Annotated in this window: 21 protein-coding genes; 20 read left to right on the plus strand and 1 reads right to left on the minus strand. The window is 48.7% G+C overall.

Annotation, left to right across the window (positions count from 1 at the left end):
• The first annotated feature begins 148 nt into the window (after nucleotides 1-148).
• From F459_RS0111150 to F459_RS0111185, 8 genes are read left to right on the plus strand one after another with little or no spacing between them, the layout of a single operon-like run.
• Nucleotides 149-1,687, plus strand: a complete 1,539-nt coding sequence (locus tag F459_RS0111150) for a hypothetical protein (RefSeq protein ID WP_245540153.1) — start codon at nucleotides 149-151, stop codon at nucleotides 1,685-1,687.
• On the plus strand, nucleotides 1,684-3,012 hold the full coding sequence (rsxC, locus tag F459_RS0111155) for an electron transport complex subunit RsxC (protein WP_020612802.1): 1,329 nt from the start codon (nucleotides 1,684-1,686) through the stop codon (nucleotides 3,010-3,012). Before F459_RS0111150 ends, rsxC begins: the two co-directional genes overlap by 4 nt.
• Before the next feature lie 17 nt (nucleotides 3,013-3,029).
• Nucleotides 3,030-4,169 carry an RnfABCDGE type electron transport complex subunit D gene (locus F459_RS0111160; protein WP_026294993.1) on the plus strand — a complete coding sequence of 380 codons (1,140 nt, stop codon included), beginning with the start codon at nucleotides 3,030-3,032 and terminating at the stop codon, nucleotides 4,167-4,169.
• Nucleotides 4,166-4,726 carry an FMN-binding protein gene (locus F459_RS0111165; RefSeq protein ID WP_020612804.1) on the plus strand — a complete coding sequence of 187 codons (561 nt, stop codon included), beginning with the start codon at nucleotides 4,166-4,168 and terminating at the stop codon, nucleotides 4,724-4,726. Before F459_RS0111160 ends, F459_RS0111165 begins: the two co-directional genes overlap by 4 nt.
• Nucleotide 4,727: 1 nt before the next feature.
• Complete coding sequence (rsxE, locus tag F459_RS0111170) at nucleotides 4,728-5,348, plus strand: electron transport complex subunit RsxE (protein ID WP_020612805.1); 621 nt, start codon at nucleotides 4,728-4,730, stop codon at nucleotides 5,346-5,348.
• Between the two features lies 1 nt (nucleotide 5,349).
• Entirely contained in the window at nucleotides 5,350-5,940 is a 591-nt protein-coding gene (gene rsxA, locus F459_RS0111175; protein ID WP_020612806.1) for an electron transport complex subunit RsxA, read from the plus strand.
• 12 nt (nucleotides 5,941-5,952) lie between these two features.
• Nucleotides 5,953-6,786: an RnfABCDGE type electron transport complex subunit B gene (locus F459_RS0111180; RefSeq protein WP_020612807.1), complete on the plus strand. Its 834-nt coding sequence runs from the start codon at nucleotides 5,953-5,955 to the stop codon at nucleotides 6,784-6,786.
• Nucleotides 6,773-8,797 carry an alpha-amylase/4-alpha-glucanotransferase domain-containing protein gene (locus tag F459_RS0111185; RefSeq protein WP_020612808.1) on the plus strand — a complete coding sequence of 675 codons (2,025 nt, stop codon included), beginning with the start codon at nucleotides 6,773-6,775 and terminating at the stop codon, nucleotides 8,795-8,797. Before F459_RS0111180 ends, F459_RS0111185 begins: the two co-directional genes overlap by 14 nt.
• Before the next feature lie 18 nt (nucleotides 8,798-8,815).
• On the opposite strand, the gene F459_RS0111190 is transcribed toward F459_RS0111185, so the two are convergent.
• Entirely contained in the window at nucleotides 8,816-10,003 is a 1,188-nt protein-coding gene (locus F459_RS0111190; RefSeq protein WP_245540154.1) for a tetratricopeptide repeat protein, read from the minus strand.
• Between the two features lie 105 nt (nucleotides 10,004-10,108).
• Here F459_RS0111190 and F459_RS0111195 point away from each other — a divergent pair, with 105 nt between their 5' ends.
• The 12 genes from F459_RS0111195 (at nucleotide 10,109) to F459_RS0111250 (ending at nucleotide 22,706) form a co-directional block, all read left to right on the plus strand.
• The gene (locus F459_RS0111195; protein WP_020612810.1) at nucleotides 10,109-10,381 is read left to right on the plus strand and encodes a CRISPR-associated protein Cas2; all 273 of its coding nucleotides are present in this window, start codon (nucleotides 10,109-10,111) and stop codon (nucleotides 10,379-10,381) included.
• 29 nt (nucleotides 10,382-10,410) lie between these two features.
• Nucleotides 10,411-11,512 (plus strand): peptide chain release factor 2 gene (prfB, locus tag F459_RS22225; RefSeq protein ID WP_154651671.1). Its coding sequence is split into 2 segments (ribosomal slippage): nucleotides 10,411-10,479 and nucleotides 10,481-11,512, totalling 1,101 coding nucleotides; the frame shifts between segments, so codons are not numbered across the junction.
• Nucleotide 11,513: 1 nt separating this feature from the next.
• Nucleotides 11,514-11,891: a response regulator gene (locus F459_RS0111205; protein ID WP_020612812.1), complete on the plus strand. Its 378-nt coding sequence runs from the start codon at nucleotides 11,514-11,516 to the stop codon at nucleotides 11,889-11,891.
• A 53-nt stretch (nucleotides 11,892-11,944) separates the two neighbouring features.
• Nucleotides 11,945-13,348, plus strand: a complete 1,404-nt coding sequence (locus F459_RS0111210) for a PEGA domain-containing protein (protein WP_245540155.1) — start codon at nucleotides 11,945-11,947, stop codon at nucleotides 13,346-13,348.
• Nucleotides 13,349-14,224 (plus strand): signal recognition particle-docking protein FtsY, encoded by an 876-nt coding sequence (gene ftsY, locus F459_RS0111215; protein WP_020612814.1) that lies wholly within the window; start codon nucleotides 13,349-13,351, stop codon nucleotides 14,222-14,224.
• Nucleotides 14,163-15,281, plus strand: coding sequence for a hypothetical protein (locus F459_RS0111220; RefSeq protein WP_245540156.1), 1,119 nt, complete (start codon nucleotides 14,163-14,165; stop codon nucleotides 15,279-15,281). The genes ftsY and F459_RS0111220 overlap by 62 nt, the downstream gene beginning before the upstream one ends.
• Nucleotides 15,268-16,614, plus strand: a complete 1,347-nt coding sequence (locus F459_RS0111225) for an ABC transporter permease (protein WP_020612816.1) — start codon at nucleotides 15,268-15,270, stop codon at nucleotides 16,612-16,614. The genes F459_RS0111220 and F459_RS0111225 overlap by 14 nt, the downstream gene beginning before the upstream one ends.
• Before the next feature lie 18 nt (nucleotides 16,615-16,632).
• Nucleotides 16,633-17,322, plus strand: coding sequence for an ABC transporter ATP-binding protein (locus F459_RS0111230; protein ID WP_020612817.1), 690 nt, complete (start codon nucleotides 16,633-16,635; stop codon nucleotides 17,320-17,322).
• On the plus strand, nucleotides 17,319-18,623 hold the full coding sequence (locus F459_RS0111235) for an ABC transporter permease (RefSeq protein WP_020612818.1): 1,305 nt from the start codon (nucleotides 17,319-17,321) through the stop codon (nucleotides 18,621-18,623). Before F459_RS0111230 ends, F459_RS0111235 begins: the two co-directional genes overlap by 4 nt.
• A gap of 15 nt (nucleotides 18,624-18,638) precedes the next feature.
• Entirely contained in the window at nucleotides 18,639-19,151 is a 513-nt protein-coding gene (locus tag F459_RS0111240) for a UvrB/UvrC motif-containing protein (protein WP_020612819.1), read from the plus strand.
• Nucleotides 19,151-20,176, plus strand: coding sequence for a hypothetical protein (locus tag F459_RS0111245; protein WP_020612820.1), 1,026 nt, complete (start codon nucleotides 19,151-19,153; stop codon nucleotides 20,174-20,176). Before F459_RS0111240 ends, F459_RS0111245 begins: the two co-directional genes overlap by 1 nt.
• Nucleotides 20,169-22,706: an ATP-dependent Clp protease ATP-binding subunit gene (locus F459_RS0111250; protein WP_020612821.1), complete on the plus strand. Its 2,538-nt coding sequence runs from the start codon at nucleotides 20,169-20,171 to the stop codon at nucleotides 22,704-22,706. The genes F459_RS0111245 and F459_RS0111250 overlap by 8 nt, the downstream gene beginning before the upstream one ends.

Consider the following 22,706-nt stretch of genomic DNA (forward strand, 5'->3'; position numbering starts at 1 on the left):
TTTAGGAAAGACCCGGGGCTTTCGTGAGGAGTAGTTTCCTTGTGCTACCTTGACAAATTGCTGTTGTACCCGGAAACTGAGGCGGACGGATACAGCGGGAATGGTGCGAAAAAATAGAATCGGGGCAATTTTTGCTCTCATATGTTGTGTGATAGTATATGTGCTTTCTCTTTTCTCGGCCTTTCGCCAGGACCATACTAGTTCAGGTCCCGAACGTCAGTTATGGCCTGATGCCGTTCCCGTTCTCGTGGATTCGAGCCTTCAGCGTTCCGATTTTCTGAAGATCGCGAAATCGGCAGGCTACGAAAGGGTGAGTCATCGGGGAAATGCAATGGTTCCTCTTTTCTCTTTTCATGGAATGATTAAAGTACCTGTGGAGAATATTGCGGAACATTACGATTCTCTTGATCCGCTTTATGATCCTTTTTTAAAAAAAATTCCGGCACTTTTTAGTGGAAGCATCGATGGACGGGATGCTCAGGTCTACTATATCATCACAAAAGATGATCCGAACACGCTCTTTCGGCGATTGTCCGGGGTGAACAGCCGTTATTCCGGACAATTTGTTGTTGCAGGAACGGGAAGCGGACCTTTGCTCCTCCTTCCTCTTATCTTTCTTTTTCTTGTCGTTTTTTTTGCTTTGGGGCTGGATGCGAAATCCCGTCTTTTCTTTTTTTTAGGGGCATTTCCGGTTGCCGTCTTTTCTTTTGGGACACCTTTTGGTTCTTACGCGGCAGTACTTCTCTTTTCACCGTTTTGGGCTTTGCTGGTCAGCCGAATTCCCCTGTTTTTGAATGAGCGGTTTAGAAGAGGGGCGGATACTTCAAATCTGGAACACGACCTCTTGATGAGAGCGTTTCGGTATCTCCTTTTTTCTGTTCTTTCGCTTATCTTCTTTTTTGTGTTCTCACAGAAAGGGCAGTTAAAGGGCCTGGGGCCCCTTTTCACTTGCCTTTTGGCAGGACCAGCCGTGATTGGGGCCATCATTCTCTGGCACTATGTGCGGTACGCCTCCCGACAGCATGCCCTTTTTGTATCAGTCGCCATAAGCACTACGGGCTCTGGCAAGAAACGAATGCTCCATTTTTTTTCTTCCATCTATACGCGGTGCGGTTTCGTCTTGTTCTGTTCTTCCCTGCTTTTCTTATGGCCTCTGTTTAACGACGGCTCTGCGGCCTCCCTTTCCTTGCCTGCTCCGGCACCTCATTCGGGGGTAGAGACGGCCGCGGGATTTCCCGCTATAGGTCAAAAGGGAGATTCTCTTCCTAATAGGGGGGATTATATTGCCCACTATGCGTTCCACGACGGCTATCTTTTTGGTATGAATTATAGGGTTCCCACCCTCAATGAAGCACTAGAATATGAAAACTATTTCTATATAAACGATGTTCTCTATAGTGAACAGGTAACTGCGAAACTGTTTACAGAGCAATGGTATGAAGATATAATAGGGCAGCAGGTACAAAACGGGATTATCGGCCTTTTTCTTAACCAGACAAATTCGGTACGTCTGAATTATGTCTCTTTGGCTAGCGGAGGCGGCACGGAGCTAAGTGGGGGAAAATTACTTTTTCTGTTGACCGTTGTCCTTGTTTCGCTGGTCTTTTCGGAAATGCATAACATTTTCTCTTCGGTAAAGATGGAGCCGGGATCTCGAACGGTAAGGAGTAAAGAACAAGCAGCATGAAAGGATTATCTACGTTTCCAAAGGGTGGGGTCCACCCTCCCGGTGGGAAGGCTCTTGCATCGGGAAAACCAATCAAGAATGCGGTGCTTTCTTCAATGTTTGTGGTTCCGCTTTCCCAGCATCTTGGAAAACCGGCGGAGTGTATTGTTTCTGTAGGGGACGAGGTCCGGGAAGGGATGCTCATAGCAAAAGCTTCGGGTTTTATCTCTGCCCCGGTTCATTCTCCGGTTCCGGGAACGGTAAAAGAAATACGAGATATTTATCTTCCCAACGGCATGAAAAGCAGTGCGGTTGTGATCGAACTTGCGGGTGCATTCGATCGCCTCGGAAAAGAAGAACGGGCCGGAGACTGGACCCAACTTTCTGCCGAGGCATTGATGGCAAAGGTTGTTGAGAACGGCATTGTTGGACTGGGCGGAGCGACCTTTCCCTCTCATGTCAAGTTTTCCGTTCCCAAAGGGAAAAAAGCCGAGTATTTCGTTGTCAACGGGGTTGAGTGTGAACCCTATCTTACGGCTGATCACCGACTTATGCTCGAACGTGCGGATCAGATCATCGAGGGAATCAGGATTATCAGTCGTATTACCAATGCCGAAAAGTTGGCCATTGGTATTGAGATTAATAAGCCTGATGCCATTGCTTCGATGAAAGCGGCCGCGCAGAAGGCTAAAGTAAAGCTTGATGTTGTGCCCCTTAAGGTCAAATATCCTCAGGGCGATGAGAAGCAACTTCTGAAGGCTATAACCGGCAGAGAGGTCCCTTCCGGCGGGCTTCCCCTGGATATCGGCGCTATTGTCGCTAATGTCGGAACCGTCCATGCCGTATTCGAGGCTGTGGTATTTAACAAGCCCCTCATTGAGCGGGCGGTGACGGTTACCGGCGGCGCCATAGCCGATCCTCAAAATCTGAAGGTTCGTATCGGAACGCCGATTAAGACCCTTATCGAAGAGTGCGGCGGCTTTACGGAAGAGCCAGCAAAGATCGTCATGGGCGGTCCCATGATGGGGTTTACCATTTACGATCTTGATACGCCGGTTATAAAGGGGACCTCCGGTATCCTTGCCCTGACCCAAAGGGAGGTTCATGCCTCTACCCGGACCTCTTGTATTTCCTGCGGTAGGTGTGTAGCGGCTTGCCCGATGGGCCTTAATCCTACAACCCTCTTCAAGTTGATCGACCACGGCGACTATGCTTCGGCAATGGAATCCGGCTTGATGGATTGTAAAGAGTGTGGTTGCTGCGGCTTTTCCTGCCCTGCCAGAATTCCTCTGGTACAGGGAATGCGGCTCGGCAAGAAGATGGGCCGGAAAAAGAAAAGTGCGTAAGGTCAGGTAGGGATATTATGAGCGAAAAGAATAAAGAAGCTGAAAAAATAATGCGTCTTGTGGAGAGTTCTCCGCAAATACATAATAAACAATCGACTTCGTCTATTATGTGGAGTGTTACATTGGCCCTCCTTCCTGCCGCTGCCTGGGGTATCTACCTCTTTGGCGCCAGGGCCCTGACGGTCTTGCTTGTTTCCATTGCAGCGGCCGTCGTTACCGAGGCAATCATTGCTGCGTTTTTGGGACGATTCACTCTCTTTGACGGGAGTGCTGTGCTGACCGGCTTGTTGATAGGTTTCAACATGCCTACTGCCGTTCCATTCTATGTTCCGATTCTCGGTTCCGTTTTTGCCATTGCGGTGGTGAAGTGGACCTTCGGAGGTTTGGGAGGCAACTGGATGAACCCTGCCCTGGCAGGACGGGTCTTTGTCTTTTTTAGCTGGACTGGGCAAATGACATCCTGGAGTACTCCAAAGACGGTGGTCGATGCGGTGAGCAGTGCGACTCCTTTGGGAATGTTGAAGACCGGCTTGCTCGACTATTCCGGTCCAGCAACCGGCCCTGCCGAATTCCTTAGTTCCAACGGCTTTGTTGGGAGCACCAGCGGTTTGTCGCATTTTTTCGCCCCGCTCTTTGGCGGCGGTACAAGTGGAAAGATCTATGCGGATCTTTTTACGGGGAATGTCGGCGGCTGTATCGGCGAGGTTTCGGCCTTGTTGCTGATCATTGGGGCCCTCTATCTCTTTGCCAAAAAGATCATCACCTGGCAGATTCCCGTTGCTTATCTCGGTTCTTTTGCCTTGCTGGTCTGGATTTTCGGAGGAAACCGATACGGAACAGGCGCCTTTTCAGGAGATGTCCTTTTTCATCTTTTCTCCGGAGGGATCATGCTTGGTGCGCTTTATATGGCAACGGATATGGTGACAAGCCCTCTTACCGGTAAAGGTATGATCATCTACGGGGTGGGAATTGGGTTTCTTACCTTCTTGATACGTTTTTATGGTTCTTTCCCGGAAGGGGTTTCCCTGGCAATCATCTTGATGAACATCTTTGTTCCCATGATCAACCGGTACAACAAACCGCATCGCTTCGGTGTTGAGCGGAAAAGTTTTATCGATCGTTTAAAGGAACAGGCGAACGCGAGGGAGGAAGCATGAACAACCCCATTGTGAAAATCGGTGGAAGACTTGCCTTGATTTGTGCCGTTGCGGCGCTGGTCCTTGGGGCTGTAAATGCCCTCACCGAACCTCAGATCGCCAGGATCAAAGCGGAAAAGCTGAAAGCGGCCTTGGAAACCGTCTCGGGCGGAAGGAAAACAGGTGAAGCAGTAGCTGTAGACAATGATTCTGTGGTCGACCGCTATTACCCTGTATATGGCGATGATGATCAAATCGCCGGCTATGTTTGCCGGCTTCTCGGCAACGGTTACGGTGGCACGATCGTGATCCTTGGTGGATATGACCTGAAGGGAACGGTCCTTGCTGCCAAAATGATGGACAACGAAGAGACCCCCGGCCTAGGAAAAGAGGCTGAGAAGGCATCTTATATGGAAAAATACGTTGGTACGGGAGGCGATAAGCCTGTTCCCGTCAGGAAAAGCATGCTCACGACCGAGCAGTCGGACAGTGTAACGGGAGCCTCCATTACGTTTATGGGGGTAGGCAAGGCTCTTCAGGAAGGGTCCCGCTTTGTAGTGTCCTTGGAGGGGAAATAGCATGTGGAAAGAGTTCACAAAGGGACTGTTCAGAGAAAATCCTATTTTTGTGATTGTTCTTGGACTTTGCCCCACTCTTGGTGTATCTTCCAGGGTAGTTAACGCCTTGGGAATGGGTGCCGGAGTAATTTTTGTTTTGTTGTGTTCAAATATTTTTATCTCTTTGTTGAAGGATTTTATTCCGAATAAGGTGAGAATTCCTTCTTATATCGTTATCATCGCTAGCTTCGTAACCGTCGTTCAGATGGTTATGCAAGCCTTTCTTCCCGACCTTTACGACAGCCTCGGGGTTTTTGTCCCTTTGATTGTCGTCAATTGTATCATTCTCGGACGGGCGGAGGCCTTTGCAAGTAAAAACGGTGTGGGAGCATCCATTCTCGATGCTCTTGGCATGGGGATCGGTTTTACGCTGGCTCTTACGATTATTTCTCTGGTTCGTGAAGTGTTCGGATCCGGTACGATAACCCTTTTTGCTTTCGGCGATTTCGATGGTGTCGTGAGAATTCCCGGCATTGTCGATTCTCCAGCACGGGTATTTGTCCTGGCGGCTGGTGCTCTTCTTGTCATGGGGTATCTAAAGGCCCTTGTCGGAATCATTCAGGAGAAGGGAGGAAAGGGCTGATATGAGTTATCTTGGCATTATTATTACCTTTGTCTTTATCAACAACTTTATTCTGACCCAATTTCTCGGTCTTTGCCCTTTTATCGGGGTTTCAAAAAATCTTGAATCCGCAGTTGGCATGGGGTTTGCCGTTACCTTCGTTATGGCTTTGGCCTCTTTTGCCACATGGGCGATCTACCACCTGATTCTTATTCCGCTGAATATTGAGTTTCTTCAGACAATAACCTTTATTCTGGTCATTGCCTCACTTGTCCAATTTGTCGAGATGGTTATTCAGAAGATTTCTCCGCCGCTCTACAAGGCTTTGGGGATTTTTCTTCCCCTCATTACGACAAACTGTGCGGTCATGGGTATCGCCCTTATTGCCGTACAGAATAAGTATAACGCTTTGGAGAGCTTTGTCGCGGGAATCGCAGCCGGTCTTGGATTCCTTCTTGCCATCGTCTTGATGTCTACGATCAGGGAAAAGCTTGACAATGAATGGATTCCGAAACCCTTTCGTGGGGTGCCTATCGCTTTCATCACCGGGGGATTGATGGCCCTTGCGTTCATGGCTTTTGATAAGGCACTTTTGAACAATCTTCTAGGATAACGGGAAAACGATATGTTACTTCTTAAAATACTTTATGCGTTTTTGGTGGTAGGAATATTGGGTGGCGTTCTCGGAGCAGCGCTTGTGGTCGCCTCAAAATTCTTTTCCGTCAGCAAAGATGAGCGAATACAGCAGGTTGAGGATGCTCTGCCTGGCGCAAACTGTGGTTCCTGCGGGTATGCCGGATGTGCTGCATACGCGGAGGCCATTGCAGCCGGTGAGGCGCCTCTCACCTTATGCGGACCAGGAGGAGCAGAGGCTGCATCGAAAATTGCGGAAATCATGGGCCAGGAAGTCGAAATTTCGGACCGAAAGATGGTTGCTCAGGTCCATTGTCGCGGCACTAAGGAGACTACAAGCTATCTTTATGCCTATCGGGGGCTGAAGGATTGCAATGCCGTGCACGCCCTATTTCAGGGAGACAAGGAATGTAAATACGGATGTCTCGGACTGGGAAGCTGTATGAAGGTTTGTCCGGTTGATGCCATATCCTATGACTCCGGCGGAAGGGTTGTTGTTGATAAAGATGCCTGTATAAGCTGCGGGAACTGCATAGAGGTTTGTCCTACCGGTGTTATGCAGTTCGTACCTTATGAGGCAGATTACATCGTGGCGTGTAACTCGAAAGATAAGGGAGCTGCCGTTAGAAAGTATTGTAGCGTCGGCTGTATTGGGTGTAAAATATGTGAGAAAAAGTCTCCCGAAGGTGGCTTCAAGGTCGAGGATTTTCTTTCTTCGATCGATTATGACAAGATGGGAGATAGAAGTGAAGCGGCAAAGGGTTGTCCTCCCAAATGCATTGTGCGGGTGGATTCTCTGATAAAGGGAGTCGATGAAAAAGCTTAGGCTTATTTTTGGGGTGTTCGGGAGCAAACCGGTTGGAACCGATCCCGAACAGCTTGAAACTGTGTATCAAAAAACCTATAAACCCTTTCTTACCGTTTTATATGAATTCCCTAAAATTCGTAGCTGTCTTCATTTTTCAGGGCAGCTGTTTGACTGGTTTGAAGAGACCCATCCCGAGATCCTGATGGTCATCAGCGAGATGGTGAAGAGGAAGCAACTTGAAATCATCGGGGGAGGGTACTATGAGCCTATTTTCCCGCTTATTCCGACAAAGGACCGAGTAGGTCAGATAGAGCTTTTAACCACCTACATCAGAAAACGTTTCGGAAAGCGTCCCCGGGGCTGTTGGATTCCTGAACGGGTCTGGGAGCCTTCCCTTGCTTCTGTTTTCAGCAGTTCGGGCATGGAATACATCTTTCTTGACGATCGTCATTTTATGAGTGCTGGGCTTCGAGGGGAGAAGATTTACCATCCTTGCATTACAGAGGATCAAGGTAAGACGGTCAGGGTTCTACCTCTGACCTCCCGATTGAATCGTATGATTCCCTTTTCCCCCCCTGAAGATGTTTACGCCAAGATAACTGAGATAGCGTCCTCCGAAGAGCATGACGTGGCGTCAATTATGATTGATGCCGATATGCTCGGATATGTGCCGGGCACGGAAGGTGTTTGTGAGGCAGGCGGATGGATGGATCGTTTTCTTCGACTTATTGATGAGAATCGCGGTGTTGCTATACCCGTACTTCCCGGGCAGTTCGTGAGAAGCCTTGATAGCCTTGAAAAGGTTTATTTCCCGTGTACCGCCTATGAAGAGATGATGCAGTGGCCGCTTCCTCCCGAACAGCAGATGGATCTTGAGTTTGTGAGGAGTCGGACCGAAAAGGACAACGGTTCCATCTATGTAAACGGCGGTTATTTTCGCCAATTCCTTACCCGCTACCCGGAAAGCAATTTGCTGTATGCGCGGATGATGTATACCTACTTGCTGGTGAATCAGGTGCAGAGGGATCGTGCGCGTAAAAAGAGTGCGAGAGAAGAGAGTTGGCGGGGACAATGCAATGCCCCCTATTGGCACGGTCGTTACAATGGTGTTTACGATAACCATTTGAGGAAGGCCGCATACCGGAGTTTCATAACGGCTGAAAAGACCACGCGTGAACGGGGGATTTTTACAACAGCCATACATCCGGTTGATATCGATTTCGACGGGGCGGATGAATATATCTATCAGGGGCAGAATATTAATGCCTATATCCATCGTCGGAGCGGTATGCTTTTTGAATTGGACTATCTTGTCAGCGGTTGGAACTATCTGGATACCATGGCCCGGCACCGGGAACGCTATCACGATGAGAACGATGCACGTCTCGGTATAGATAGCTATCCGAGACGGGCTTTCCTTGATCATGTTTTATATGACGACGTCACCTTTTCCCAATTCAAGACCATGCAGTTTCGGGAGGCTGCTGATTTTATCAATCAACGGTATGATCTTGATGAACTCGATAGAGAACATAAACGGCTCTATCTCCACTGTGGAACATTCCTCCACATGAATGGCGCTCCGATACCGATTTTTTTGAAAAAGGGATATAATTTTTCAAAGAACAGTGTTGAGGTTGAATACACCATTGAAAATCGCTCATCAGTGCCGGCGGCCTTTCTTTTTGCGCCGGAGATTAATCTCTCGCTTTTTGCAAATGCTCAGGAAGATGCTCATTTATTTCTCGGAGACAAGGGAGATGCGGGGGATGGCGCTTTGACAGAGGGCGTCGAACGGGGCGGAATAAAAGAGATAGCACTCCACGATAATCGCAATCATGCCATTGTGAGTATCGTACTCGATTCCCGGTGGGCTCTTTGGTCTTTTCCCATCTTCACCATTGCAGCTGGTTTGCGTGGTAAGCGTGCCGTTTATCAGTCAAATGCTTTTGTCGTGAGGAAAAAGCTTTCCCTTGAACCGGGTGAAAGCTGGAGCGGCATCATCACAATGAAAATAGAGAAAAAATAAACGAACTAATGCAATAGTTTATGTAAGGGCATAAAAGGTGGCATCTATCCAGTTATTGCTTTCCTGTCTGTATGTCTCCCGGGAGAAAAGGAATTCATACAGGGCCTTGCCGAATTGTCCCTGAAAATAGTAGACCTGCCCCATGTAAAAATGTGCTCTTGCTTCTACTGTTTTACTCCTGTGGACGGCAAGAAAATTTCCAAGCTCCTTTTCTGCTGCATCCCACTCGGCATCGGCGAATGATCCTTTGATGATGTTTGAAAGCAAGACACCTTCGGGATTATCTCCCGGACTTTTGTCTATTGCCAGCATCTGGGCCTGGGGGGTGCTCTGACTCGGAGCAGGACCAAGCTCGTTGATTAAATTCTGCACCGCCGTCTCCGTATCTTTCGCAAGCGGTGTATATGTGGGTAGGGCATACTTATCCGGATCCGCCAGACTCTCGCCTGTTTTTACCGATTTTGGAAGCGTCAGATAGGGAAGGGGGCGTATCCTGACATTTCGAAAGCCTTCATTCTGTTGGGTGGTATCGGATAAGGCCACCAAAGCAGCATCTGTTGTTGCGTTTTCTCCAGGTTCGAGTTCAACTTCATCAGACTCCACCAGTTCCTTGTCGACGATTGCGTAGTAATATTCGAGGCCGGGAAGCGGAAAATCGGTTATCGATCCTTGTGAGCTGCTTAGCGACGTCACAAGCGATGCAGAACGTAAACCATTTTTATCGACGATAGGATCTGAACTTCGATAGACCATCACCGCTCGTTCTGGTAAAGAGCTTTTATAGCTAATGTAGACAACTTCACCTGCGACCCTTGCACTAATATCGCTTATATGCGTGGCTCTTTCCTGCAGCGATGCAACCTGAACAATGGAGATGGCGTCATTGGTGATGTTTCTATAAGGAATATACAGCTTATACTCCCTTCCATCGGCGTCGACGGCAAGGACGGCAAAATAGTAGGACCCGGTATCTTGAGGATAGTAGCCGAATAGTTCGATATTCGATGCGACTTCAGCCACAAGTGTCGCGTCTGTCTCTTTGTCGTTGTCAAAGGGGGTGATGCTTCGGTAGATCCGATAAAACGCAATTGGATCGGAGGCATCTTTCCAAGTCAGAATGATTCGATTGGTGTCTGCCATTACTTCGAGATTGGACACGAAAGGTGCGTAGACCGTCGTCGTCTCTTCTGCCCATGAATAAAGCACTGCCGTTAGCAGTAACGTAAATAAAAAGAGCCGTTTCATATCATACCTATCGGCAAAGTTGGGGAAGGGTTTGACACAAAATAGGGATAGAAATACACTATATTTATGTTTGTCGCCGTCACCTTTGATCTTTCCGAAATCGAAAAGAAGCGTGGTATTGAATCGCTTTTACGTGAATATGGCTTTGAAAAGCGGCATGAAGGACTTTGGGAGACGGTTACGTTAAAAGAGCGTTATCTTGCTCGTCTGAAACGAGATATAGACAGATTGACCGATTCATATGATAATGTTCGTCTTTACCAATATCCCATCGATGGCGTATTGGTGGTGACAGGTCTTCAGAATAAGCGGTGGCGGCGGATTGTTGTTCGTCCGTGATATAAACATTATTGAGCGAGGAGATCAGGATGCTGAGTGAACTTGAAATACCGATCGAACAATTAAAAGAAGAAATCTACGACTCATGGAGGCGACTTTGACCCTGAGCAATTGACTCGGGAAATAAAAGCGCTTGAGGCGGAAAGTGGAAGTCCGGAGTTCTGGGAGGATCGAGAACGGGCGGAGAAACGGCTTGGCGAGCTGAAACGGCTTCATAAGCGACTTGATCCATGGAAAGATTTATTGTCTTCATTTGAGGATCTTGAAACACTTTTCGAACTTGCCGATGAAGAACAGGATGAAAGTCAGGAACATGATATTAAAAGGCAGTTGGACGAAATAAGCGATACCTATCGTGGCTTGAATCTAACGGAAATGTTCCAAGGGGAATTCGACGGCAGCAATGCTTTTCTTACCATCCATTCAGGGGCGGGAGGAACTGAAGCGTGCGATTGGACTGCTATGTTGTTGCGAATGTATACCCGTTGGGCCGAACGACGAGAGTTTTCCGTTCAAACTCTTGATCTACTTGAGGCCGAGGGAGGGGTGAAGTCGGTAACCCTTCAGATTAATGGCGATTTTGTTTTCGGCTATCTTAAAAGCGAAATCGGCGTTCATCGGTTGGTACGTATTTCTCCCTTCGATTCTAGTGGACGCCGTCATACATCATTTGCGTCGGTATATATCTCCCCTGTTATCGACGATGATATCGAGGTCGATATCAAACCAGAAGAACTGCGTATCGATACCTATAGGGCACAGGGAGCTGGCGGGCAGCATGTCAACAAGACCGATTCCGCTGTCCGTATTACCCACATCTCCACCGGTATCGTGGTACAGTGCCAGAACGAACGGAGCCAGTATAAAAACAAAGCCATGGCGCTGAAAATTCTACGTTCTAGATTGTATGAACACTATAAGCGGGAGCAGGAGAAAGAACAGGAAAAACATGCTCAGGAAAAGAAAGAGATTTCTTGGGGAAACCAGATACGTTCTTATGTGTTTCAACCCTACACCATGGTAAAAGATCATCGAACGAAACATGAGGTTGGTAATATTCAGGCCGTGATGGATGGTGAGATCGATGATTTTATCATTGCCTTTCTGAACTGGATGCAGACGGAAGGATAGTATGGAACGTCGGCTTCTTCTGGTAGATGATCTTAGCTTTATGAGAAGTGCGTTGAAAGAAATTCTCGAAGAAGCCGGTTTTTCCATTGCGGGAGAGGCTGCCAACGGTGTTGAGGCAATAACGTTATATCGTACGGTGCACCCGTCTCTTGTCCTTATGGATATCACCATGCCGGTTATGGATGGGATTGAAGCCCTCCGTCGTATTCGACGGCTTGACCCTTCGGCAATGGTTGTCATGTGTTCTGCTTTGGGGCAGGAAAAGACAATTCTTCGCGCTATCCAATACGGAGCGAAAGATTTTGTTGTAAAACCCTTTTCCAAAGCGCGGATCGTGTCTGCCGTTGAGAAGGCGTTGGAGTCGGTGGAAAGCCCGTGAGACCGTTTACCCGCGGTTTGTGTTTCTTGCCGTTCCTCCTTTTTCTGCTCTTTGTGAAGACTGGTGACGTCTCTTTGCTTTTCGCCGCTGGTATGAATGAAGAGACTGAGGTTTTAAGCGATCCGCGGTCGAATTGGACGCTACTTCTTCTTACGCCTTCTTCTTCCAATACCGATTACCGGGTCGAGGCCCTGCAAACCGCCTTTACCGATTCTGTTACGAGAGAGATCGAAGCCATTGGCCAGCATAATTTTTTATTTGATGAGTGGGATCGTTATTTGGCCTTTCTTTCTGAGCAAGAGAGACGTTCACGTCGTGAAAAAATAGCGAAACAGGAACGTGATATAGCCGAATATCAGCTTCAGGGTGAGCGCAAGCTGGAAAAAAAGCGTATTGATGAACGGAAAAAATTACAGGATGCCCTTGGTAACCGTATCTCCTATGATATTCCCCTCGCAAAGCCCATCGTTGTTAAAACGCTTCCTTTTCAACGCATTTCGACATCCTGGATCAATAATGAAGATGCCGATGCGGCTCTTGTCTTGGAGGTCAATGCCGTTGGTGAGAAATATCTATATTCCATGGAATTCTGGGCCCCGTTTCTCGGGAAAGAGAAGGTATATCATTCTCTTGTCTCGGGTGGCTCGTCGGTAGAGGCTGTGGCCGAAATACTGACCGATCGTATCAGAGCCTCTCTCGTCGGACGGAGCTGGTCAGCATTGGACCTCACCGGGAAAGGAGATGGCGAAGGGGGGCGAAAACATACCCCGTTGAATCTTTTCCTGGATGGCGAGCGACTTTCTCCATCGGCCACTTCAAATCTCCTTCCCGGAGTCTACAAGCTTACTGTTTCCGCATATGGATATGAGACGACGGAGCAAACGGTTTTTCTCGCCCCGAATCAGCGGCGTCATATTTCTGTTGAGCTCAAACCACAGCAGTCCGATCTATTTACATTACGTACCGAACCGGAAGGGGCGTCCATCTACCTCGACGGAAAATATGTCGGCATATCTCCCCTTGCCACACAGAGTCCGACGGCTCCCTTTCTTGTCGGAATCGTTGCACAGGGGTATCGTGATGTGCAGTTTCCCGTGGAACAGAATGCAGGATCCTATCATTTTTCTCTGGAACCTGCAGGTTATGATCGTCAGCTACTTGTAGATGCGAGTCGGCGGCGTTTCTACAATGCCTTTGGCCTCTTTCTCCTTTCGATTCCCGTCACGATGATCAGTTACGGCATAGGAAGCGATTACGGGATAGCTGCCAATCAGGCAGCGGAAAGCGGAAGTGCCGATCAAAGCGAAATCGATCGCCTGGCTGATAAAAATGGATTATGGTACACTGCTTACATGGGAGGTCTTTTCCTTAATGTTATTCTCGGAACAAATGCCATTTTTAGCTTGGCTGATTATATTGAAATGCATGAATCGGTATACAACGTTGGGAGGAAATAGTTGGCTGGAATAAGTCTTGGAAAGAAGATACGTGGACTTTTGTCGAGGAAAGCTACCCTCGATGAGGCCTTTTATGATGAGCTGGAAGATACGCTTATCGAAAGCGATTTAGGGGCCCGAACGGCCATGGATCTTGTCGATTCCCTCCGTGACTCAAAAGAGGCTCGCGGCATGAGCGAATCCGAAATTCTCGACTATCTGAAGAGGCAGCTTTTACCCTATACCAAGGCTGCGAAGTTTGATTTCCGGGATAAGCAACGGTCTTTGATACTTGTCCTTGGTGTCAACGGCGTCGGGAAAACCACGACAATAGCCAAAATGGCCCGCTATTTTCATGACGCTCAGGGCAAAAGCTGTGTACTGGCGGCAGGGGATACATTCCGAGCTGCAGCCATCGATCAGCTTCTTGTCCATGGAGAAAGGCTGGGGGTTCGGGTCGTTCATCAGCAACCTGGGGCCGATCCGGGGGCCGTAATCTATGACGCCCTCGAGAGTGCCGTAAGTCGTGGCGAAGAACTCGTTTTAGCGGATACCGCCGGACGGATGCACAACAAGGCAAATCTTATCAGGGAGCTTCAGAAAATCCATAAAATCGTCGGTGCGAAGATCGGAACGGAAAATTACTGTAAGCTGCTTGTTATAGATACCACTACCGGCCAGAACGCCCTCCGTCAGGCCGAACTCTTTCATGAGGCCGTTGGGGTCGACGCCCTTGTCATGGCAAAATACGATTCGGCGGCAAAGGGAGGAATCATTATTCCGATTCAGCGTACCCTTTCCATCCCCGTTGCCTTTGTCGGTACCGGAGAAGGTTATGGTGACCTCGCTCTTTTTGATCCGGAGAGCTATCTCAACTCCCTGTTGGGGATCGGTTGACCAAGGTATCGTGGTGTATCGTCGGCTTTTCCTTCTTGCATTATTAGTTTCTTCGGTTCGGGTTTTCGCCTTTGGGCCCCCTTCTTTTGTGAAGAGCGGCCGTTTTCTCAGTAATGCAGTAGGTATTCCTCTTTCTCCTCTTATTCGACAGGCCGGTGAAGGCGAGTATTGGCTGGAGGTAAAAGAAGATGACGGAGGCAGTATCGAAAGGCTTTATCAGGGGAAATTACTGATCGCCGAGCGAACGATCAGTAAGAGCGATCTCTCCGATGACACGCTTCTGATCGAAGAAAAAAGAGGGGCCCAGACTATGTATAAGGCGGAAATAGGCGACGAAGGTCTCTTGTACGAATGGAGGAAGGGAAATGAGGTCCGCTACGGTTATGAGGTGGATGATCCCCATTCTGTACCCCTTCCGTCCCAGCTGAATGGTCGTGACTATTATTACGGACCGGAAGGGGCGCTTTGCGCCGTCGATGGAAAGGGTTATTATTTGCTTTTGCTTCCCGATGGAATCAGTTACGAGGAGCAGGGAAAAGATGCCACTGCCTTTTTTGTGCCCTCTGGGGCCTCTTTCGAGCGTTCTTTGGGCTGGGATTCAAAGGGAATACTTCGAGAGGAACGTCGGGAAGCATTAAGCGATGGATGGCAACGAGTACGGTTGATAGATAAAAAGGGTAACGAGGAAATTCGTCTTTACGATGAACAATCACGGCTAAGGGATATAAGACGAAGGGGGATCGACGGGTATGAGCATTTCGAGTATCTTTATCCCTCCCATTCCGACGAAACTATTCGTCTTCGCTCGGCACTGGTACGAGAAGAGAGCCGCTACCATTTCGCTGCGGAGGGAACTTTCGCTGCAGTAGAAACCCTTCGCTCCGGCTCATTGGTTCAGATCATAAAAAAAGAGGGGGGGGCTTTTATGGTTACGCGATTTCGGGGCGATGAAGAGCTTTTTACCGAACATGTCGATTTTTCCGAGCTGCATCGTTATACCGAGGATTTTCGAACCCTACTGCAGGACTATGTTAGGAAAGGGTATGGCACGCGATAAAAAGAAACGACTTCCAGGAAAGATGTGGATACTGTTTGTTGCTTTTCGCTTTCTTCGAAGCAGGAGAAAAGAGCGAAAAATCCGCCCCTCCTTCTTTTCGATTCTGGGGCTTGCAGTCGGGGTTATGACGCTTCTCTCCGTATTAGCCGTTATGAACGGGTTCCAGCTCGGTTTTATCGAAGATATACTGGAAATCGGCTCGTATCATATCAGGATCTATCAACAGCAGGATGAGGATCAAACGGATCTTCTCGCCCTTCTTCGCGGTATGCCGGAGGTCGAGGCTGCGGTTCCTTTCCTTGATGTCCAAACGATGATCGAAGGGCCTTTTTCCGGCATGTTGGGGTGTAATATCCGAGCACTGCCAACGGATACCCCTGCAATCGATCCGGGATGGGCACGTCAAATGGATCTGGATGATGCCTTTGCAAGCGATGGCGAGCGGGACCTTATCAAACCGGATAGTGTATGGATAGGATCTGTACTTGCGCAAAATCTCGGTATCACCACGGGAGATAGCGTCTCTTTTCTTTCCATGGCAGGCGATTCCTTTCGTGGGCTAGAACCCACTAAGGTTGAGTATACCGTTTCGCTTATTTTTTCCAGTGGTTATTATGAATATGATTCAGCCCTTGCCTTTGTTGCACATGATTCTATTTCTGCAATCGCTTCGGGAAAAGAGAAGATCAATATAGGGGTTAAGCTCAAAAACCGCTGGAGGGATAGACAGTTTATTGAGAAGCTGAATGAAACGGGGAAACTTTTTCCCGGTACGGAGGTGGTTTCCTGGCGGCAATACAACCGCTCTTTTTTCGGGGCCCTTCGAATGGAAAAATTGGCTATGATGTTGGTCATCGGAATCGTTTTTATTGTTGTTGGTGCAAATATGAAGCATTCTCTCGAGCGGACCGTCTGGGAGAAAAAAGAAGAGATCGGTTTACTTCGTTCGGTGGGGGCTCATCCCCGCGATATCCGGTTGATTTTCCTCCTTGACGGAGCGTTTATAGGGAGCATCGGAGGAGGAATAGGGACCGCTTTGGGCCTTCTTATTGCCGAAAATATCAATGGCATTTTTTCTCTCACCGAAAAAATAGTCAACGCCGTTATCGTCTTCTCAGAGAGGCTCCTGATGCCGTTTTTCCAGGTTCGCGGGGAGACCTTTTCATTGTTTTCTTCTACCTATTTTTATCTCCAGGAGGTTCCGAGTCGGGTGATGTACCATGAGGTCCTTATTGTCTTTCTCTTTGCTCTTGCGGCAAGCCTCCTTTCGGCTTGGGTCTCTTCCGGCCGGGTTGCCGATTTTGACCCTGCGGAGATTATGCGCTATGAATAACAAGCGGGGAGAGCAAAGATGAACGCATTGGTGAACGTAACCGGACTGAAAAAGGTCTATAAAAGCGGAAGAGAGCTACTTACTGTTTTCCAGGATGTTTCCTTCGATCTGGGAGAAAAAAGTTTTGTTACCCTTACAGGCGAGAGCGGAAGTGGAAAGAGCACCCTTTTACACATCATAGGCGGCTTGGACCTGCCTTCCGAAGGGAGTGTCGAGGTGGGAGGCGAGCGGATCAGCGAGATGAGTGAGCAGGATCTGACCAATTATCGTAATCAAGTTATTGGTTTTGTATTTCAATTTCATTATTTGCTGAAAGAGTTTACCGCCGTCGAGAATGTGATGCTTCCCGCCTATATGTCGGGTACACCACGACTGAAAGCGAGAAAATGGGCAGAAGAGCTGATAGAGCTTGTCGGTCTTGGTAATAGACGTGAACATTATCCAAGCCAGCTTTCAGGCGGGGAACAGCAGCGTGTCGCGGTCGCCCGGGCCCTGATTAATCATCCTTCGCTTATCCTCGCCGATGAGCCGACCGGTAATCTGGACGAAAAAAACTCTATCATTGTAACCGAACTATTGGCTCGAATCGTACGGGAACAGGGTACGACACTTTTGCTTGTCACCCATAATCCCGAACTGGCGGCCATGGGAGAAGTTAGGCTTGCCCTCGGCGGAAGCGCCTTAATCATAGAGGAGGGACGGGCTTGAACCTTCCTTCTACCGTTTTTGTTGCCTGGCGGTTATTGAATGGGCCTCATGGCAGTAAAAACAGACGTCGCCATGTTGTGGGGGCGATTATCGGCGTTGCCTTCTCTCTTATTCCTCTCATTGTGGTCCAGCAGGTCTCATCCGGAATGATAGAGGGAATTTCCCGACGTTTTCTCGAAATCGGAAGTTTCCATCTCCAGGTTAAGCGTCTCCAGGATGGCGAGCCCTCCTTTGAAAAGGCCGCTGAGGACATCTCTCGGGTAGATGACGTCCTCCTTGCTCTTCCCATGGTCGAAGGGGTGGGCATTGTCTATTCTCCCGACGGCAGGAGTGGCGTATCTGTACGGGGACTTCCCCCGGACTGGCTTGAAAAGGATCGGCGGGCGGCATCATTTCTCAGCTGGAGCGAAGGAGCGTATCGGCTTAACGACAAAAACGACCTCTTGATAAGTAAGGAGGCCGCCAGGACCCTGAACGTCGTTGTCGGTGATGAGGTTACCCTTCTTACCGCCTACAAGATTGGTGGGTTGAAAACCGTTATGAAGCCGAGTCATTTTGTGGTTCGTGGGATTTTTTCCACGGGCTACTATGAATTGGATGCCCTTTCCATCTATATCCCGTATAAACGGGCCCTCTCCCTCTTTCCCGATTCCTGGAGTTCTACCATAGGGGTAAAAATTCATGACCCTTTCGGGGAGTATCAGGATGTAAAACAACGTATTTCCCAAAAACTGCCGGAAAATTGGAGGGTGTACAGCTGGTATGAACTCCAGCGTCCCATGTTTGAAAGCTTCAAAACGACAAGGACTTTACTTGTATTTATCATGATATTGATCGTTATGGTTGCATCGGTAAGTATTACCGCGGCAGTCGTCATGATGATGATGGAACATGAACCGGAAATCGCAATGCTAAAGAGTACCGGGGTCTCTTCTCGCTCGATTGAGCAGATGTTCCTTGGACTTGGCATGGGTATCGGGATCGTCGGTACGATCATCGGTATTGCTGGAGGGCTTCTGATCAGCATTAATATAAATACCATTATCTCGGGGATCGAAACCGGGTTGGGTTTTTTTCGTGAGCTGCTTCTTCATCCCCTTGCCCTATTGAATGGAGAGAAAGCGGCTTCGTTAGTTTTATTCAATCCTGATTACTATTTGGAAACTATTCCGATTGATATTCATATCGGTGAGGTCCTGTATGCGGCTATTTTTGCCCTATCCTTTGCTACAATTGGCTCCTGGTTGCCTGCTCGAAAAGCAGCTAGGCTTAAGCCCCTCGACATTTTCAGGAAGCATTAGGTACAATAAGAAACTATGAAATGTGATATGTGTGGAAAGAATGAGGCCATCATTCATGTTCAGCAAATTAGCAACGGGGAGCTGAAAGAGATCCATCTCTGTGCCTCCTGTGCAGGCAAAAGTGGAATCGTTGCCACCACCGACGGCAATAATGCCGCTTTAGATTTGGGGAATCTCCTCGGTGATGCATTGGGGACGCTTTTTGCCGAGGATAAGGGGGGACATGAGAATTTCCCCGAATGCTGTCCGTCCTGCGGCACGACCGCCGATGAGATCAAAGAAAATGGAAAAGTCGGATGTCCCGACTGCTATTCTCAGTTCCATTCCCTCATCCAGGCTATGCAGGAACGTGAGATGACCCCGGCGGCTTATCGCGGGAAGATTCCAAAGCGCCTAAAAACCTTTAAGGCCTGTCTGATCGATAAGGCCCTGCTACAGTCTCAGCTTGAAGAGGCTGTGGCAGGCGAAGAGTACGAACGGGCGGCACGTCTTCGAGATGCGATATCGAGAATCGAGAACGGATTGTAATGGACGGACAAAACTTTTCCTTCCCTCGCTGGGGTACCGGAGAGGCTTCCGATATTGTTCTTCAGGTGACATCGGAGCTGCGGCGGAACCTTTCTTCGTATGCCTTTCCCGATGCCCTTGATGAAGAGGGTCGAAAAACGGTGGCGGATTCCATTCTCGCTGCAGCCGTGGATCTTCCCCCCTTTGAGGGAGTAGACGGTATGCCGCCTTTGCGCAGGAAAATGTTTCGGGATGCGGGACTTCTGAGTGATCCTCAGGCCGGAGACCGGAGACTCTTCTGTATGGATGCCGGAGGATGGCGGTGGTGTCTCCTGTTGGATCGTGACCACATTGCAATCTCGGGACGGTGTCCCGGTATGGAGCTGAAGCAAAGCTATGTATTGGCGTCTGAATGGGAGGAAATACTCGAGAAGAAACTCGATTTTGCTTTCGCTCTTGACATGGGGTACCTTCTTTCCGATATTTCGGCAAGCGGTAACGCCCTCTTTCATAGTGCCTGGCTCTTCCTGCCTGCTTTAGGCTGGAACGGGAACCGAGAAGCGATCTTTCGAAGTTTAATGGAAGAAGGATACTGGATTCGTGGGAACGCGAATGGAGAGAATGAAGAGGAAGAAGAACTATTTGAAATAGGTACCGAATATTCTTTCGGAATGAGTGAAGATGAGAGTATAAATAAATTTGCACATATGCTAGAATTGCTAGTACATTATGAGAAGAAAACACGGAGGATGATTGACCAGGAGCGATTATCTCTGGTCAAAGATCGCGTATTCCGTGCTTACGGGATTGCCGCTTCGGCTGAGCGAATTGACGCTGCTGAGGGACACCGCCTTGTTCTTTCTCTATTGCTCGGCGTCTCCTTCGGACTTGTCAAACTTCCGCCGGAAAGGCTTGTGGAGTTGCTTTGGCTTGCGGGCGATGCAACCGTTCGTTTCCGGAATAACGGTAATCCGGGAGTCGAGCGGATCGACTATATCCGGAGTAGACTAGGAATTGATCGCTTGATTGGAGGTTTTGATGTTTAAGGGCTTGACCCAGAGAGCACAGCGCATATTGACTATCTACGCTCAGGAAGAAGCAAAACGATTTCATTCCGACCAGCTGCTCCCTGAGCATATTATTCTGGCTCTGTTGAAGGACGGGGAAGGACTGGGATATCGTGCCTTGCAGGTGATTAAAGTCGATCCAGAAGAGCTTCAGATAGAGCTTGAGAAGAGTATTCCCCGCAAACATGCAGGTTTTATTCTCGGAGATGTACCCCCCAGTCATCGAGGGAAAAAGCTCCTTGAAGATTCGGCCGAGGAGGCCCGCGCTCTCGGACATGAATATATCGGAACCGAGCATCTTTTGCTTTCGGCATCTAAAGAGGCTGGAAGTGTCGTCCAGCGTTTTCTTGCAAAGCGGAATATCGGTGTGGAAGCAATTCGCCAAACCATCGCCGAACTGCGGGGAAGCGGGCGGACAGAGCGTCCTGCCGGCAACACCGTTATCGGATCATCTGGTTCCGAACAGGCGGAAACCCCGAACTTGGGATTCAGAAAACGGGGGGGATCGGCCCAATCGAAAAAAGCGACACCGACATTGGATGAGTTTTCCCGCGATATGACGAAGTTTGCTCATGATGGGAAACTCGATCCCGTGATCGGTAGGGATTTTGAAATACAGCGTGTCATTCAGATTCTTGCTCGCCGTACTAAGAATAATCCTGTCCTTATCGGTGAACCCGGGGTTGGAAAAACCGCCATCGTCGAAGGGCTTGCCCAAATGATTGAGGACAGCTCCGCTCCCGAAGTTCTTTCGGGAAAGAGGGTGTTAACGCTTGATCTTGCTGCTCTTATCGCCGGCACCAAGTATCGCGGTGAGTTCGAGGAACGACTTAAGAGGGTTATGAAGGAGATCCAGAGCGCAGGGAATGTTATTCTTTTCATTGATGAGCTTCATACGATCATCGGGGCCGGTGGTGCCGAAGGTGCCATTGATGCTTCCAACATGTTGAAGCCTGCCCTTAGCCGCGGAGAACTTCAGTGCATTGGAGCAACGACCCTCAACGAGTATCGAAAGCATATTGAAAAGGATGCGGCCCTGGAGCGTCGTTTCCAGACCATATTTGTTGAAGAGCCTTCCGTTGAAGAAACAATTGGAATCTTGGAGGGAATTCGGGAACGATATGAGGAACATCACAATGTTTCGTATAGTGACGAGGCCCTGGAAGCTGCTGCTCATCTCTCACATCGCTATATCAGCGACCGATTTCTTCCCGATAAGGCAATCGATCTTATTGACGAGGCAGGATCTTTTAAGCGAATTCATAATACGGTGCGGCCGAAGGAACTCATTCAGCTTGAGGAAGACATTGAACGTCTCACCGGAGAAAAGATTGCATTGGTCAATAACCAGGATTATGAAAAGGCTGCTGCGGTCCGGGATGATGTACGCCGTCTGAAAGGAAAGGTTGAAGAACTTCAGAGTCAGTGGAAAAGCAATATGCGCAGCGAAAGAAGTAATGTCGGTCCTGAAGATATCCAGGCTATTGTTTCACGAATAACCGGTATCCCTCTTGCACGGATAGTACAGAGTGAATCGGAGAAGCTGCTGAAAATTGAGGAAGAACTGCACAAGACCGTTATCGGACAGGATGAGGCCATCTTTGCTATCGCGAGTAGTATTCGCAGGTCGAGGACCGGCCTCAGTAGTCCGAAGCGCCCTCTCGGTTCCTTTATCTTCCTCGGCCCAACCGGTGTCGGAAAAACCCTATTGGCTAAGACTCTTGCACAGTTTCTCTTTGGTGATGAAGAGGCCCTCGTGCGGGTGGATATGTCCGATTACATGGAAAAGCATAATGTGAGCAGACTCGTCGGAGCACCTCCCGGCTATGTCGGTTATGAAGAGGGAGGCGTCCTTACCGAGAAGATTCGCCGACGCCCTTACAGTGTCATCCTGCTCGACGAGATTGAGAAAGCACATCCGGATGTATTTAATCTTTTGCTGCAGGTACTTGAGGAAGGCGAACTTCATGATAATCTCGGGCACAAGGTCAGCTTTCGCAATAGCGTGCTTATCATGACCAGTAATGCTGGTGCCCGTGAAATCAGTAAAAGTGGGGCTCTCGGATTTCAAGCCTCCGAGGGTGTCATGAGTCATGCGGAAATCAAGGCCTCCGCTATGAATGAATTACAGCGTAGTTTCCGTCCCGAATTTATCAATCGTGTCGACGAGATTGTTGTTTTCACGAGCTTGAAGCGGCCGGAGATTCGAAGAATTCTCGATATTCTTCTTTCCGAAATCTCACTTCGCCTGCTGGAAATGAATATCATTCTTGAGGTAAAGCAGAGTGCAAAAGACTATTTCATCGATAAGGGCTATGATGTCAAATATGGTGCGCGTCCGCTACGTCGTGTTTTGCAAAAGGAACTTGAAGATCCGCTTTCTATGGAAATGCTGAAAGGCCGTTGCGTCTCCGGAACCCATATGATAGTCGGTATCAGAAAAGGGGAAATCCATTTTACGGCCCGGCAGCCCCAGGTAGTAAAAGATCATGCAGGGATCACTCAATAG

Source organism: Sediminispirochaeta bajacaliforniensis DSM 16054, assembly GCF_000378205.1.
GTDB classification, from domain to species: domain Bacteria; phylum Spirochaetota; class Spirochaetia; order DSM-16054; family Sediminispirochaetaceae; genus Sediminispirochaeta; species Sediminispirochaeta bajacaliforniensis.